This window comes from Streptomyces sp. NPDC031497 (genome assembly GCF_055580905.1).
Map to the genome: position 1 here is coordinate 483884 of NZ_JBVIKO010000003.1, position 14589 is coordinate 498472.

The 14589-nt window shown below is 73.1% G+C and carries 15 protein-coding genes; 5 read left to right on the forward strand and 10 right to left on the reverse strand.

Annotated features, from left to right (window positions below; all coding sequences use genetic code 11):
• Positions 1–13: 13 nt before the first annotated feature.
• The 5 genes from ACZ5K7_RS08150 to ACZ5K7_RS08170 are packed head-to-tail and all read right to left on the reverse strand — an operon-like array spanning position 14 to position 4209.
• The gene (locus ACZ5K7_RS08150; protein ID WP_468911785.1) at positions 14–982 is read right to left on the reverse strand and encodes an ABC transporter substrate-binding protein; all 969 of its coding nucleotides are present in this window, start codon (positions 980–982) and stop codon (positions 14–16) included.
• Positions 979–1695: an ABC transporter ATP-binding protein gene (locus ACZ5K7_RS08155; RefSeq protein WP_468911788.1), complete on the reverse strand. Its 717-nt coding sequence runs from the start codon at positions 1693–1695 to the stop codon at positions 979–981. The genes ACZ5K7_RS08150 and ACZ5K7_RS08155 overlap by 4 nt, the downstream gene beginning before the upstream one ends.
• Positions 1696–1700: 5 nt before the next feature.
• The gene (locus ACZ5K7_RS08160) at positions 1701–2567 is read right to left on the reverse strand and encodes an ABC transporter permease (protein WP_351691523.1); all 867 of its coding nucleotides are present in this window, start codon (positions 2565–2567) and stop codon (positions 1701–1703) included.
• Positions 2564–3505, reverse strand: coding sequence for a sulfurtransferase (locus ACZ5K7_RS08165; RefSeq protein ID WP_468911790.1), 942 nt, complete (start codon positions 3503–3505; stop codon positions 2564–2566). Before ACZ5K7_RS08165 ends, ACZ5K7_RS08160 begins: the two co-directional genes overlap by 4 nt.
• A gap of 8 nt (positions 3506–3513) precedes the next feature.
• A complete protein-coding gene (locus tag ACZ5K7_RS08170) occupies positions 3514–4209 on the reverse strand; it encodes an alpha/beta hydrolase (protein WP_468911793.1) in 696 nt (231 codons plus the stop codon).
• A gap of 363 nt (positions 4210–4572) precedes the next feature.
• On the opposite strand from ACZ5K7_RS08170, the gene ACZ5K7_RS08175 reads away from it, so the two are divergent.
• Entirely contained in the window at positions 4573–5457 is an 885-nt protein-coding gene (locus ACZ5K7_RS08175) for a LysR family transcriptional regulator (protein ID WP_468911796.1), read from the forward strand.
• Here the strand turns inward: ACZ5K7_RS08175 and ACZ5K7_RS08180 are convergent.
• On the reverse strand, positions 5441–5791 hold the full coding sequence (locus ACZ5K7_RS08180) for an SCO4225 family membrane protein (RefSeq protein WP_468911799.1): 351 nt from the start codon (positions 5789–5791) through the stop codon (positions 5441–5443). The genes ACZ5K7_RS08175 and ACZ5K7_RS08180 overlap by 17 nt on opposite strands.
• 118 nt (positions 5792–5909) lie before the next feature.
• Positions 5910–6815 (reverse strand): helix-turn-helix transcriptional regulator, encoded by a 906-nt coding sequence (locus tag ACZ5K7_RS08185; RefSeq protein WP_468911802.1) that lies wholly within the window; start codon positions 6813–6815, stop codon positions 5910–5912.
• A 101-nt stretch (positions 6816–6916) separates the two neighbouring features.
• Here ACZ5K7_RS08185 and ACZ5K7_RS08190 point away from each other — a divergent pair, with 101 nt between their 5' ends.
• Positions 6917–8344, forward strand: a complete 1428-nt coding sequence (locus ACZ5K7_RS08190; RefSeq protein WP_351691505.1) for an MFS transporter — start codon at positions 6917–6919, stop codon at positions 8342–8344.
• 7 nt (positions 8345–8351) lie between these two features.
• Here the strand turns inward: ACZ5K7_RS08190 and ACZ5K7_RS08195 are convergent, their stop codons facing one another.
• On the reverse strand, positions 8352–10613 hold the full coding sequence (locus tag ACZ5K7_RS08195) for a SpoIIE family protein phosphatase (protein WP_351691502.1): 2262 nt from the start codon (positions 10611–10613) through the stop codon (positions 8352–8354).
• 290 nt (positions 10614–10903) lie between these two features.
• Here ACZ5K7_RS08195 and ACZ5K7_RS08200 point away from each other — a divergent pair, with 290 nt between their 5' ends.
• The 3 genes from ACZ5K7_RS08200 to ACZ5K7_RS08210 all read left to right on the forward strand — a co-directional run bounded on the left by ACZ5K7_RS08200 (position 10904) and on the right by ACZ5K7_RS08210 (position 12954).
• Positions 10904–11122 (forward strand): hypothetical protein, encoded by a 219-nt coding sequence (locus tag ACZ5K7_RS08200; protein ID WP_351731121.1) that lies wholly within the window; start codon positions 10904–10906, stop codon positions 11120–11122.
• Positions 11123–11177: 55 nt separating this feature from the next.
• Positions 11178–12326 (forward strand): serine hydrolase domain-containing protein, encoded by a 1149-nt coding sequence (locus ACZ5K7_RS08205; protein ID WP_468911810.1) that lies wholly within the window; start codon positions 11178–11180, stop codon positions 12324–12326.
• A 187-nt stretch (positions 12327–12513) separates the two neighbouring features.
• On the forward strand, positions 12514–12954 hold the full coding sequence (locus ACZ5K7_RS08210) for a hypothetical protein (protein ID WP_351691493.1): 441 nt from the start codon (positions 12514–12516) through the stop codon (positions 12952–12954).
• On the opposite strand, the gene ACZ5K7_RS08215 is transcribed toward ACZ5K7_RS08210, so the two are convergent.
• Complete coding sequence (locus tag ACZ5K7_RS08215) at positions 12941–13549, reverse strand: TetR/AcrR family transcriptional regulator (protein WP_468911813.1); 609 nt, start codon at positions 13547–13549, stop codon at positions 12941–12943. The two genes, ACZ5K7_RS08210 and ACZ5K7_RS08215, sit on opposite strands and share 14 nt — an antisense overlap.
• 26 nt (positions 13550–13575) lie before the next feature.
• Positions 13576–14586 carry an aldo/keto reductase gene (locus ACZ5K7_RS08220; RefSeq protein WP_468911816.1) on the reverse strand — a complete coding sequence of 337 codons (1011 nt, stop codon included), beginning with the start codon at positions 14584–14586 and terminating at the stop codon, positions 13576–13578.
• Positions 14587–14589: the final 3 nt, after the last annotated feature.

Sequence of the window (14589 nt, forward strand, 5' to 3'; positions counted from 1 at the left end):
TGTGTCGTAAAAGTCACTTGAGGAGAGAGGTGTCGGCGGACTTCGCCACGTCGACGTTCGGGTCGAGGACGCCGATGCCGTTCATGAGGTCGGCGACGCCCTGCACGGTCGTGTTCACGTCGGAGGTGACCGGCAGCACCTGGCTGTACGCGGCGGAGGCGAGGGTCCTGGCGACGGTCGCGTCGGCGCCGTTGCGCTGCTCGATGGCCTTCGCGTACGCGTCCTGGTGGGTGCTGGTCCACTTCAGGGCCGTGCCGAGCCGCTTGAGGAAGTCCGACAGCGCGGCCTTCTTGGACGGGTCCGCGAGGGCCTTCTCGGAGGCGTTGACGAAGCCGATGCCGCTGACCCGGCCGTCCGCGCCGTCGACGAGCAGCCTGCCGCCCTGTTCCAGGCCGACGGCCTGGTAGACGCCGAAGGTCGCCCAGATCTTCACCTTCCCGGAGGCGAAGGCGGCCTGCGCGTCGGTCGGCAGCAGGTACTGCACCTGGACGTCCTTGTAGCTGAGCCCGTTCTGCTTCAGCACGTTGGCCAGCAGGTACTCCGAGACGCTGCCCCTGGCCGAGGAGACGACCACCTTCTGGCCCTTGAGATCCTTGACGCTGTCGATGCCGGAGTCCTTGCGGACGACGATGCCGACGTGCGTGCCGTCGTTCTTGAGGGCGGCGATGTTCTTGATCTTCACCCCGCCGCTGAGCGCCTGCAGGGCGGGCAGGTCGGCGGAGTAGCCGGTGTCGGCGGCGTTCGCCTGCACGGCCTGGTAGAGCGGGGCCGCGCCCTCGAACTCGGCCCACTTCACCTTGTACTTGGCACCCTTGAGGGCGTCGGAGGCGGCGATGATCGTCTGGAGGGTCTTGGCCTGGTCGCCGATGGTGAGGGTGACCTGCCGGCCGGCGAAGGTGTCCGCCGAGGAGTCGGCGCCGCAGGCGCTCAGCGCCAGCAGGGCGGTCATGCTCAGGGCGGCGGCGGCGATTCTGCGGATCACGACGGGGTTCCTTCCAGGGTGCGGGTCACGCCGAGCCAGGTCAGCAGGCGGGCGCGCAGGGTCACGAACTCGGGGGTGGTCAGGTCGCGGGGGCGGGGCAGGTCGACGGTGAGTTCGTGGGCGATACGGCCGTCGTCCATGACCAGCACCCGGTCGGCGAGCAGCAGGGCCTCCTCCACGTCGTGGGTGACCAGCAGGACCGCGCAGCCGTGCGACTGCCAGAGTTCGGCGACGAGCTGCTGGACCTTGCCCCGGGTGAGGGCGTCCAGGGCGCCGAACGGCTCGTCCAGCAGCAGCAGTTCGGGCTCCCTGACCAGGGCGCGGGCCAGCGAGACGCGCTGGGCCTGGCCGCCGGAGAGGGTCTTCGGCCACACCCCGGCGCGGTCGGCGATGCCCACCTCGTCCAGCGCCTTCGCGGCGAGCGCCCGGTCGGGGCGGCCCGGCAGGCCGAGGACGACGTTGCGCCACACCTTCAGCCAGGGCAGCAGCCGTGGCGACTGGAACGCGGCACTGCGCCGCGCGGGCACGGTCACCTCGCCGCCGATCTCGTCGTCGAGCCCGGCGAGGATCCGCAGCAGCGTCGACTTGCCGCACCCGCTGTGCCCGAGCAGGGCCACGAACTCGCCCTCCCGGAGGTCGAGATCGAGATCGTGCAGGACGGTGTTGCCGTCGAAGGACCGGGAAAGTCCGCGTATCTCCACGCTGTTGGCCATGACGCTCACGCCTCGCCCTCGAAGTTGGCCCGCCAGGTCAGCAGCCGGCGCGACAGGATCCGTACGGCGAAGTCGCAGACCAGCCCGAGCAGGGCGTAGACGACGAGGCACAGCACGATCACGTCCGTGCGGAAGTACTGCTGGGCGTTGCTCATCAGATAGCCGAGGCCCGCGTCCGCGTTGATCTGCTCGGCGAAGACCAGCGCCAGCCAGGCCGTCGACAGGGCGTACCGGAGCCCCACGAGGGCGCCGGGCAGCGCGCTCGGCAGGATCACGTACGTGATGAGGCCGAGCCGGCCGAGGCCCATCATGCGGGCGGCCTCGACGAGTTGGGCGTCGGTGGAGCGGATGCCGCCGTAGATGTTGAAGTACAGGGGGTAGGTGACGCCGAGTGCGACCAGGGCGATCTTCGGGGTCTCCTCGATGCCGAACCAGACGATGAACAGCGGGATCAGACCCACCCAGGGGATCGCCCGGAACATCCCCATCGAGGAGTCGATGACGTCCTCGCCGAGCCGGAACAGCCCGGCCAGGAGGGAGAGGACGAGGGCGACCGTGGCGCCGATGAGGAAGCCGATGGCGGCCCGGCGGCCCGAGGCAGCGATGGCGCGGGGCAGTTCGCCGTCCTTGGTCAGGTCGACGGCCTGCTTGATCACGTCGACCGGTGAGGCGAGCACGGACTCCGGGAGGATGCCGGTGGCCGAGGCCAGGAACCAGAGCAGGACCAGGCCGACCGGTCCGGCGGCGCGCCGCACGGACCGGGGCACGGTCGGCCGACGGCCCTGCCGGACGGTGCCGCGGATCGTGACCCGCCCGGCCGTGGGCGCGACCTGCGGCGCGGGCACGGCGGCCTCCAGCGACTCGGTCGTCATGAGGAACCCCTCACAGCGGCGGGCGATCCGGCCGGCAGCGGTTCGACCGGCAGAGATCCGGACGCCAGAGACTCGACCGGCAGAGATCCGGCCGGCAGGGATCCGGCCGGTAGTGGTCCCGTCGCGGTCGGGCGGTCGGGATCCGTGGACCATGCCGACCAGGAGCCGGGGAACAGGACCGCCTCGAACCCGGCGATCTCCAGTGCGGCGATCTGGTGGGCGGCGGTGACCCCGGAGCCGCAGTACACGCCGATCCGCGTGGCCGCCCCCGCGCCCGCCTTCTCGAACCGCTCGCGCAGCGCGCCGGCCGGCCGGAAGGTGCCGTCGGCCGCGAGGTTCTCGCCGGTCGGCGCGGACACCGCCCCCGGGATGTGGCCCGCCCTGGGGTCCACCGGTTCCACCTCGCCCCGGTACCGCTCACCGGCACGCGCGTCCAGCAGCAGCCCGGTGGCGGCGAGTTCGGCGGCGCCGTCGGCGTCCGTCACGGGCAGCGCACCGGCCCGGAGCACGATGTCGCCGGGCGCCGGAGCGGCGGGGATCCCGGTCTCCAGCGGCAGTCCGGCCGCCCGCCAGGCGCCCAGGGCCCCGTCGAGGAGCGTGACGTCGGTGATCCCCGCGTACCGCAGCAGCCACCAGGCCCGTGCGGCCGCCGTGTTGCCCAGGTCGTCGTGGACCACGACGGGCCGGCCCCGCCGGACACCCCAGCGCCGTGCCGCCGCCTGCAACCCGGCGAGGTCGGGCAGCGGATGCCGGCCGCCCTGCGGCGAAGGCGGCGCGGCCAGCTCGGTGTCGAGGTCGACGTACACCGCGCCCGGGATGTGGCCGTCGGCGTAGTGGTCGCGGCCGTGCGGGTCGCCCAGCGCCCAGCGGACGTCGAGGACGGTGGGCGCCGGGCCGGAGTCGAGCAGCTCGCGCAGTTCGGCGACGGTGGTCGTCACCCGGCGGCTCACGCGAGGCCCTGCGCGATCAGGGGCAGCTCGGGTGAGAGCCGCAGCCGTTCCAGGAACAGCACGACGGTGGCGGCGGCCGTGCGGTGCAGGGCGTCGTTGAGGATGTCGTGGCGGCCGTCCGTGAACTCCACCAGGTGCGCCGGGGAACCGGCGTAGGCCGCGCGGGCCGCCGTCAGGGGGCTGACCACGTCGTCCTTGCCGTGCAGGGCCAGCACCGGCACCCGTACCCGGTCCCACGGCAGGTCGGGGAGGTCGGGGGTCTCGTCGAGGGCGCCGCGCCGGAAGGCGGGATCGCCGGTCAGCCGGCCCTGGTGGGTGGGGCAGCCGGTGCGCGCCTCGGCCTCCGTCTCCCAACCGCCCGCCGCCCAGGGCCCGGTGGGCAGTCCGGCCAGGATCAGGGCGTCGACGCCGGGGGCCGGTTCGGCGGCCAGCTGTACGGCGTACCGGGCGCCGGTGTCCGAGCCGACCAGCACCTTGGGGCCGGGCAGTGACTCGTCCGCGAGGAGTTTGGCGGCCTGGTCGAGGACCGTCGGATCAGCGACCGGGTCGCCGAGGGCGCGGACGCGGTAGGCGTCGAAGGCGAGCCGGCGGCCGAACCGCTCGTACACACCGCCGTGTTCGCCTCGGCCGGCCAGCACGATCAGCGTGCCGCGTGCGGCGAGGCCTTCGGGTTCGTCCCAGGAGAAGGGCATGAGGGGGCAACTCCCGTTCCGGAGCAGGGGGAAGAGCAGGCAAGAGAAGGCAAGAGAAGGGAAAAGAAGGGGAGGAGAGGGGAAGAGGGGGAGGAGGGGCGGCCGTCACCGGCACGTGTCAGCCACGCGGCAGGCCTGGTGGGGGCGGCGGGAGGACGCGCGTACGCGCGGGTGATTCAGCGACAGCGGGCGCTGCACGCCACGCCGAAGTCGATGACTCGGCGCTGCGTCAGAAGGGCAGCCGTGGCGGTCGCGTACATGCGTCCATCATGACCGGCGGTGACCGAACGCGTCCAACGATGATTCCGCATCGAAACCGATCAGGGATCGCGATCGGTTGGCTGAACAGCTACCGTCACCGGTATGTCCCGCCCCGTCCTTGACATCGTGGCCCTGCGCAGCCTGACCGCGGTGGCCGACTGCGGCGGCTTCCACCGCGCCGCCCGCGCGCTCGCCCTCAGCCAGTCGGCGGTGAGCCAGCATGTGCGCAGGCTGGAGAAGACGCTGGGGCACCCCGTGGTCGAACGCGAGGGGCGCGGCACCCGTTTCACGCCCGAGGGGCGCCTGCTGCTCGAACAGGCCCGGCGGATCCTCGCCGTCCACGACGAGGCCGTGCGCGTGCTGCTGGACACGGACGGCGACACGGTCACCATCGGCTCCACCGAGCACGCGGCCGACCAGTTCCTGCCGCGCCTGACCGCCGCCGTCCAGGAGGTGCGGCCCGGCTGCCGGGTCCGCTACCGCATCGACCGCTCCGCGCGGCTGGTGGAGGCGGTCGAGCGGGGCAGTGTCGACGTGGCGGTGTACGTCACCGAGGCCGCCGCCACCGAGGGCACGCCCGTCGGCGGACTCCCGCTCTCCTGGCACGCCACCCCCGGCTGGCAGCGGCCCGACGCCCCCTCCCCCGTCCCGCTGGTCGCCATCGAGGAGCCCTGCGCCATCCGCCACCGGGCCATCGCCACCCTCGCCGCACACGGTGTCCCCGCCACGGTCGTCGGCGACGCCGGCTATCTCGCGGGCGTCCTCGACATCGCCCGCACCGGCCAGGGCGTCGCTCTCATCGCCGCGGTCGGCGCGGCCCCGGACGGCCTGACCCGGTACGGCGGACTGCCCGCCGTCACCCCCATCCCGATGAGCGCCCTCGCCCGCCCCGGCGCCGACCCCACGACCGTACGGGCCGCGTTCGCCGCCGCGCGGGAACTGCTCGGCGGGCCGGACGCGGCCCCGGGCGTCACGGGGAGTGGATAGCGCGGCGGTGGCGGGCGAGGACGGCCTCGCGCAGGGCGCCCAGGGCCAGGGCCTGGAGCAGCGCCGACACGACGATCATGCCGACGAAGAACCGGTTCGGCGCGTCCGCGTCCCAGGCCGTCCCGCCGATCGCCGAGACGAGCGGGAACGCGGGAAAGGTGACCACGGGCGCCCACAGCCAGGCGTAGTCCGTACCGGGGTCCGCCCCCGGGAGGGAGCCGACGGCGGCCTTGGCGATGACCACGGCGACCAGGCAGAGGTAGGCCGCCGAAAGGCGGTTGGCACACATCAGACGGACCAGTCGGACAAGGGTGCGGGCAGGGCCGGATTCCATCGTCGTCTCCCCCGGGGCCAGTCGTCGTTTCCTCTCCCCTCCTGCATGGTCGGGGCAGGACGGTCCCCCGGTCCTGAGTATCCGTACTCAGTTGACCGAACGAATTCCCGTAATCCGGTCAGGAGTTCGCCGTCACGGCCGACGCCAGCGCGTACAGCTTCTCCAGCCGTTCCCGGGACTCCTCGTCCGTCGGCGTGTAGGTCACCATGCGCGCCCCGGTCTCGCGGGTCAGCCACAGATCCGTGTGGTCCAGGGAGAGAAAGCCGACGTACGGGTTGAGGAACTGCTTGGTCCGGGTGCGCGGGTCCACCACCTCGTAGCGCTCCCAGTTCGCGCGGAACTCCGCGGACTCCGCCGTCAGTCGCTTGACCAGCATCTTCCAGGCGGGCTCGCCGAGATGACCGGCCATCGAGGCACGGAGTTTCGCGGCCATCAGACGGCGGGTCTCCTCCAGGTGCACGATCGAGCGGCGCCACTCGGGGTGGGTGTAGACGAGGATCATGCAGTTGCGGTCCTCGGGCGGGACCGCTTCCAGGTCGCCCATCAGACGGGCGTAGGTGCGGTTGTAGGCGAGGATGTCGTACCGGCTGTTCTGGATGCAGGCCGGGAAGGGCTCCAGGGCGCGCAGCATCTCCCGCATGGCCGGGGTGACGCCCGTGCAGCTCGCGGCCGGGGTCGGGTCGACGGCGCCGGCCAGCTGGAAGAGGTGGCTGCGCTCGCTCGCGTCGAGCAGGAGGGCGCGGGCCAGGGCGTCCAGGACCTGCACGGAGACCTGGATGTCCCGGGCCTGTTCGAGCCAGGTGTACCAGGTGACGCCGACCGCGGAGAGCTGTGCGACCTCCTCGCGGCGCAGGCCGGGCGTGCGGCGGCGGGTGCCGTGCGGCAGGCCCACCTGCTCCGGGGTGATCCGGTCGCGGCGGCTGCGCAGGAACGCGGCCAGTTCGCTGCGCCGGATGCCCGCGCTCCGTACCACCGGGGCCACCGGGACCGCAGGGGCCGCCGTCTCGTGCGCCATGGTCGTCATGCCTCCAGCCTGCCTCGGACCGCATCCTGTTTCCAGGTACTTCTTCTACCAGGATAAGAAGACTCTGGTACCAGTCTGCGCGACGCAGCAGGCTCATGGCCATGACCGAAACCGTCACCACTCCGGCCGTGCGGTCCCCGTCCGCGGCACCCGCGCTCGGCGGCCCCGGACTGTTCACCGTCCTGCTGGCCGCGGCGCTGCCCCTCGTCGACTTCTTCATCGTCAATGTCGCCCTGCCCACCATCGGAACCGATCTGCACGCCGGCGAGGCGGTCCTGGAACTCGTCGTCGCCGGGTACGGCGTCGCCTACGCCGTGCTGCTCGTGCTCGGCGGCCGGCTGGGCGACCTGTTCGGGCGCCGCCGGCTCTTCCTCGCCGGCATGGCCGCCTTCGGGCTGACCTCGCTGGCCTGCGGACTCGCGCCCGGCGCCTGGTCGCTGGTGGCCGCCCGGGTCGCCCAGGGCGCCGCGGCCGCCGCGATGCTCCCGCAGGTCCTCGCCACCATCCAGGCCGCCACCAGCGGCGGCCGCCGCGCCAAGGCCATGAGCCTGTACGGCGCCACCGCCGGTCTCTCGATGGTCGCCGGGCAGATACTCGGCGGGGTGCTGGTCGCCGCCGACATCGCGGGCACCGGCTGGCGCGCCGTGTTCCTCGTCAACGTGCCGGTCGTGGTCGTCGGGCTGGTCCTCGGCGCCCGGTTCGTGCCGGAGACGCGCTCGCAGAAGCCCGAGCCCGTCGACGGACCCGGCACCGTACTGCTCGCCCTCTCCCTGCTGACCCTGCTCGCCCCGCTCACCGAGGGCCGGGCGGCGGGCTGGCCGCTGTGGACCTGGCTGTCGCTGGCCGCGTTCCCGGGGGTGGCGTCCGCCTTCTACGCCGTGGAGCGCCGCGCCGACCGGGCCGGCCGTACCCCGCTGGTCCCGCCGAGCCTGTTCGAACTCGCCTCGCTGCGCCGCGGTCTGGTGATGATGGTGCCGTTCTCCATCGGCTTCAGCGGGTTCATGTTCGTGATCGCCGTGGGCCTGCAGAGCGGGGAGCGGATGGACCCGGTCCCGGCGGGGCTGGCGCTCGCGCCGATGGCCGTCGCCTTCCTGTTCGTGTCGCTGGCCGGGCCGCGGCTGATCGCCCGGTACGGCAGCCGGGTGGTGACGGCCGGCTCGGTGCTCCAGGGGATCGGCATCGTCCTCATCACGCTGGCCGCCTGGCGGGACTGGCCGCACCTGGACTTCACCGGGCTGCTCCCCGGGGTCGCGGTCGCCGGTGCCGGTCAGGCGCTCCAGCTCCCCAACGTGCTGCGGCTGGTGATGTCGGAGGTGCCGGCCGCGCGGGCCGGCGTCGGCAGCGGGGTGATGGTCACCACCCAGCAGTCCGCCCTGGCCCTGGGCGTGGCCACGCTGGGCACCCTGTTCCTCTCCCTGGTCCCGCACCACGGCACCCGGGACGCCCTGGTCATCACGCTGCTGGTGCAGCTGGGCCTGGTGGTGCTGACCGGACTGCTCAGTCTGCGGCTGCCGCGGACGGTGGGCTGAGCGGACCTCAGCCCGCGGGACCGCCCAGTTCGAACCACACGTTCTTGCCGGTCCCCAGCCGGGTGGTGCCCCAGCGCCGGGCCAGCCGGTTCACCAGGAACAGGCCCCGGCCGTGCTCCTCCTCGGGCGACGCCCGGCGCAGCCTGGGCAGTTGCGGCACGTCGTCGCCGACCTCGCAGCGCAGCACGTCGGTGCGCAGCAGCCGCAGGCTGATCGGGCGGGAGGCGTGCCGTACGGCGTTGGTGACGATCTCGCTGACCAGCAGCTCGGCGGTGTCGGTGAGTTCCTCCAGGCCCCAGCCGGCCAGGGCCTGCCGGGTCAGCCGGCGGGCCCGGCCGGGGCTGCCGACCTCCGGTTCGAAGGTCCAGTAGGCCACGTCGCTCGGCGCGATGCCGTCGAAGCGGGCGGCGAGCAGCGCGATGTCGTCGTCCCGGTCGCCCGGCCCGAGCATGTCGAGGACCTCGTCGCACAGCGCCTCCAGCGGGGGCGGCCGGTCGGGGCCGGTCAACTGGGCGGTGGCGGCGAGCCGTTCGCGCAGCTGCTCGATGCCGGTCCACACGTCACGCAGCCGGGACTCGACCAGGCCGTCGGTGTACAGGAGCAGGGTCGCCCCGGCGGGCGCGTCCAGCTCGACCGCCTCGAAGTCGATGCCGCCGACGCCGATCGGGGCGCCGGGCGGCACCGCGAGGACCTCCGTCTTGCCGCCGGGGTGCAGCAGGATCGGCGGCGGATGCCCGGCGTTGGCGACGGTGATGCGGTGCGAGACCGGGTCGTAGACGACGTACAGGCAGGTCGCCATGCGGTCGGTGCCGAGCCGTTGGGCCTGCTCGTCGAGGTGGTGGAGCACCTCCTGCGGGGGCAGGTCGAGGCCGGCCAGGGTGAGCGCGGTGGTGCGCAGCTGGCCCATGACGGCGGCCGAGGTCATGGAGTGCCCCATGACGTCGCCGACGACGAGGGCCACCCGGCTGCCGGGCAGCGGGATCGCGTCGTACCAGTCGCCGCCGACGCGCGCGGTCTCGGCGGCGGGGAGGTAGCGGACGGCCAGCCGGACGCCGGTGGGCCGGGGCAGGGAGTGCGGCAGCATCGCGCGCTGCAGCCGGTCGGCGATGAAGGCCTCGCGGCTGTACAGCACCGCCTTGTCGACGCCGAGCGCGGTGTGGGTGGCCAGCTGGGCGGCGACCAGGAGGTCGGCGGGCTCGAACGCCGGGCGTTCCGGGCGGCGCAGGAAGACCACCGCGCCGGTGACCCGGCGGCGGCCGCGCAGCGGGGCGAGGATCGCGTGCGTACCGGCCCAGCCGTTCAACGCGCTGTCCTCGCCGACGAGTTCACTCAGCGCGGCCCGGGTGGCCGGGTCGTCGGCGAACACCGGCCGGACCCCGCGCAGCACCTCGGCGAGCGCGCCGCCGGGCACCACCTCGCTCCAGTCGGCCGCGTCCAGGTCGTCCTGCTCGTCGTCCACGGTCTCCGCCGGCCAGACCAGGCCTTCCGCGCCGGGGCCCTTGATCCGGTCGGTGCGGCGCAGCCGCAGCACGGCGGGGCCGTTGGGGCGTTCGTCGCCGACCGGCAGCGGGTCGCGCAGATAGACGAGGGCCGCGTCCGAGTACGTCGGTACGGCGGCCCGGCACAGGCCGAGCACGATCTCGTCGGTGTCGAAGCCGCGGGCGATCCGGCGGGTGGCGGCGCCGACGTAGCGCAGCCGGTCCTCGTCCGGGGCCTTGGGCAGGGCGGCGGGCCGGGCCTGCGGGGCGCCGGTGTCCTCGTTCACGCCGAGCGCGGCCTGTGCCGCCAGCGCGTCGGCCAGGGCGATGTCGTCCACCACGAAGTCCTCCCGGTCCATGCGCCGCAGGAACACCGCCACGCCCACGACGGCGTCGGGCGCGCGCAGCGGGGCGAGCAGGACCCTGTTCCCCTGCGGGAGACGGGAAGCGGTCCCCAGCAGCTCGCGGAGGGCCTCCTCGACGTCGTCCGGACCCCTGCCGTGTGCTCTGCCGCACCGCAGGAATCCGGCCAGCACGCCGTCGGACGGCACCGGGGCGACGGCCGGCGGTGTGCCGCCCATCAGGCCGCCGAGTTCGGCCGGCAGTCCGTCCAGGCGCAGGCGCAACGGGCCGTCCGGGTCCCGCCGTTGCTCGGCGAGGTAGACGAACACCCCGTCCGCCAGGTCCGGGACGGTCGACAGGCACAGCTCCCTGACGACCTGGGCCGCGCCCTCGGCGCGAGCGATCCGGCGGCCGGAGACGGCCAGGAAACGTTGAGGATCCGGCAGCATCGCCTCTCCGTGCCGGTGGCCGCTTCAGCTAAGGTCGCTCTCATCTTGAGCCTTGGTCAATGCCGTGTCCAGGGTTTCCGCCGGTACACCAAGTCGGGCTCGTGGTCGGAGGGTTGGTCCGGCAGCCCGGATGTACACCGGGAACGTCCTGTCCAGCGGCGGGAACCCGGCCGGCCGGACACGGCTTGGCCAACTAGCTGTGAAGAAATCCCCGTTGATGTTGATCGTGCTGCACACTCCTTGCGTCGACACGTGCCGAACGGCAGATCGGGCACCGACTCGGAGGCGTCATGTCACAGATCGACTCGAGCAAGGTCAGCCGGTGGGACCAGCACGGGCGGGAACACACGGTGCGGGTGGAGCGCACCGGCATCCAGCGCACGATCAGGTGTGACACCTGCGGCTGGCGGCAGAGCGCGCAGTTCCTGCCCTGGCTGAAGGCGGAGGAGCATCTGGCCGAGGCCCACCAGGCCACCGTGGACCCCGCGGGAGCCCAGCCCTCCCGATGAGTTTCCGCCGGTGCGGGAGTCGTACACCCGACCGCACCCGACGGAAGGACGACCGATGACCGAGTCCCCGCTCCATGCCGCCCTGCGCCGCCATGTCGACGGCGGAACGATTCCCGGGGCCGTCGGGCTGGTCGCCCGGGGTGCCGACGTGGAGGTCGTGACCGTCGGGGACGTGGATGCCGAGGGGTCCGCGCCGATGACCCGGGAGTCGATCTTCCGGATCGCGTCGATCACCAAGCCGGTCACCGCGGCGGCGGTGCTGATGCTGGTCGACGAGGGGCTGATCGGGCTCGGCGACCCGGTGGCCGAGTGGCTCCCCGAGCTGGCCAAGCCGGTGGTGGTCCGGACGCCCGCGAGCCCCGTCGACGACGTCGTGCCGGCCGACCGCCCGGTCACCGTGGAGGACCTGCTCAGCTTCCGCGCCGGCTGGGGCCTTCCCGACGACTTCGCGCTGCCCGCCGCGCAGGCCCTGTTCGCGGTGCAGGATCACAGCCGCCCCTTCCAGGACTGGCCGGACCCGGACACCTGGCTGGGCCTGCTCGCCCAGGTGCCGATGCTGCACCAGCCGGGCGAGGCCTGGCTGTACGGCACCTCGTCCGCCCTGCAGGGCATCCTGGTCGCCCGGGTGTCGGGCCGTACCTTCCCGGACTTCCTGGCGGAGCGGATCTTCGAGCCGCTGGGCATGCGGGACACGGCGTTCGAGGTGCCGGCGTCGAAGCGGGACCGCTTCACCTCGTCCTACGCCCCCGCCGAGGACGGCACGCTGCGCCTGACGGACACCCCGGACGGCGACTTCAACCGCGTGCCGCGCTTCCCCTCGGGCGGCGGGGGCCTGGTCTCCACGGCCGACGACTGGCTGGCGTTCGCCCGGCTGCTGCTGAACGCGGGCGTCGCCCCGGACGGCCGCCGGCTCCTGTCCGCCACCTCGGTCAGCCGGATGACCACCAACCATCTGACGGCGGCCCAGCGGGAGCGCGCCACCCTCTTCCTGGAGGGCCAGGGCTGGGGCTACGGCGGCCAGGTCGACGTCACCCCGGCCGACCCCTGGAACGTTCCCGGCCGCTACGGCTGGGTGGGCGGCACCGGCACCACCGCGCACCTCGTCCCGGCCACCGGCACGGTCACGGTCCTGTTGACACAGACGGCCATGACGGGTCCGACGCCGACCCCGTTGATGCGGGACTTCTGGCGGGTCACCGCCTAGCTCGCGCGTTACGCCGTTCGGGTGAGCTTCCGGACAGGAATCACAAGGTCAGAGCACCCGTTGCCACCTGCGGTCTTTACCGAATCCGAGGGTGGTGCGCACCGCTTCCGAGAGCGCCCGGGTCGCCGCCCGGCGCGACCCGGCCAAGCCTTGAGAGGTCCCCCCGTCCCTCGACAGGAGTACTTCCATGCACACCACCCAGCGCCAGATCTCCCGAGCCCTCGCCGCCGGTGCGCTCTCCGTGGCCCTGCTGTCGGCCGGTTCCGCCGGGGCTTTCGCCACCGAGGCCAAGCCGACCCCGTCGCCCACCATGAGCGCCAGTCCGAAGCCGAAGCCGAGCCCGACCACCATGGCCTCGATCTCGGTCAAGGCGAACACGACCTCGGTCAAGCCCGGTGACTCCGTGACCCTCAGCGGCCGCACCTCCGGCCTGAAGGTCGGCTGGCCGCTGGTGCTCCAGCACCAGAAGGGCGGCAAGTGGATCCCGCTCAAGGCGACCGCGAAGGTCAAGAACGGCAGCTCCTACTCGCTGACCGCGAAGCTCAGCAACCCGGGCACCGAGCACCTGCGGGTCTCCGCGGTCGGCAAGAAGGTCTACTCCCCGACCGTGACGGTCAAGGTGAGCTGAGGCCGCGCAGCAGCAGGTCCACCATCGAGGCGAAGTCCGCCTCGGCCTCCGGCCGCACCCACTCGCGGGCGTAGCCCGGGTCGTGGAAGCGGCCGGTGGCCTGGAAGACGACCCGGGCCGCCGCGGCGGGGTCGGACACGGTGAAGACTCCCGTGCCGGCCCCGTCCCGGAGGATCCCGGCGAGCTGTCCGGTCAGGTCGTCGAGGTGCTCGGTGACCGCCGGGCCGTTCTCGTCGACCAGCACCATGTAGGTCGCGAACAGCTCCGGGTCGTCGCCCGCCTTGCGGCGCTTGGCGTCGAAGAGCGCCCACAGCCAGTCGCGCAGCCGCTCCCGCGGAGCGCGGTCCGCGGCCGCGATGCCGGACAGCTGTTCCGAGGTGCGGTCCAGCCACCGCTTGGTCACCGCCTCGCGCAGCGCCGCCTTGGTCCGGAAGTGCCGGTAGACACTGCCGTGGCTGACGCCGAGCGCGCGGGCCACGTCCACCACGGTGGCCTTGGCCGGGCCGTGCCGGCGCAGCACCTCCTCGGTCGCCTGAAGGATGCGCTCGGCGGTCAGGGCCGGGGTCGGGGTCGGGGTCGGGGACGTCGCTGCCATGGCCTAGACGGTACCCGGCGCCGCGATCAGTGCTCGGTGCCGAGATGGCTCATCTGCGCGGCCGGGTAGCGGGTGCCGGCCGCCGCGTCCGCCGGTACCGCCTCCTCGATCGCCGCCAGGTCGGCCGCGTCCAGCGTGACGTCCAGCGCGCCCAGCGACTCGGCGAGCCGCTCGCGGGTGCGGGCGCCGACGAGCGGCACGATGTCCTCGCCCCGGGAGAGCACCCAGGCGATGGCGATCTGCGCGACGGTCACGCCCTTCTCGTCGGCGATCTTACGCAGCGCCTCGACGAGGTCGAGGTTGTGCCGGAGGTTCTCGCCCTGGAAGCGGGGCGAGTAGGCCCGGAAATCGCCCGCGCCCAGCTGCCGGTCGGGGGTGAAGTGGCCGGAGATCAGGCCCCGGGAGAGCACGCCGTACGCGGTGATGCCGATGCCCAGCTCACGGGTGGTGGGCAGGATCTCCCGCTCGATGTCGCGGGTGATGATCGCGTACTCGATCTGCAGGTCGGAGATGGGCGCGGTGGCGGCGGCCCGGCGGATGTTGGCCACGGAGGCCTCGCTGAGGCCGATGTGCCGGACGTATCCCTGCTCGACCAGTTCGGCGATCGCGCCGACCGTCTCCTCGATCGGCACGTCCGGGTCGACGCGGGCGATCCGGTAGACGTCGATGTGCTCGACGCCGAGGCGCTGGAGGGAGTAGGCCGCGAAGTTCTTCACGGCCTGCGGGCGGCCGTCGTAGGCGTTCCAGCCGCCCGCCGGGTCGCGCAGGGCGCCGAACTTGACGCTGGTCAGGGCATTTTCACGGAGGGCGGCGGGGGCGGTGCGCAGGGCCTCGCCGACCAGCATCTCGTTGTGGCCCATGGCGTAGAAGTCGCCGGTGTCGAGGAGCGTCACGCCGGCGTCGAGGGCCGCGTGGACGGTGGCGATCGACTCGGCGCGGTCGGCCTCGCCGTAGAGGGCGGACATGCCCATGCAGCCGAGGCCGAGGGCCGAGGTGCAGGGGCCGGTGGTTCCGAGGGAGCGCGTGTGCATCGTCATGAC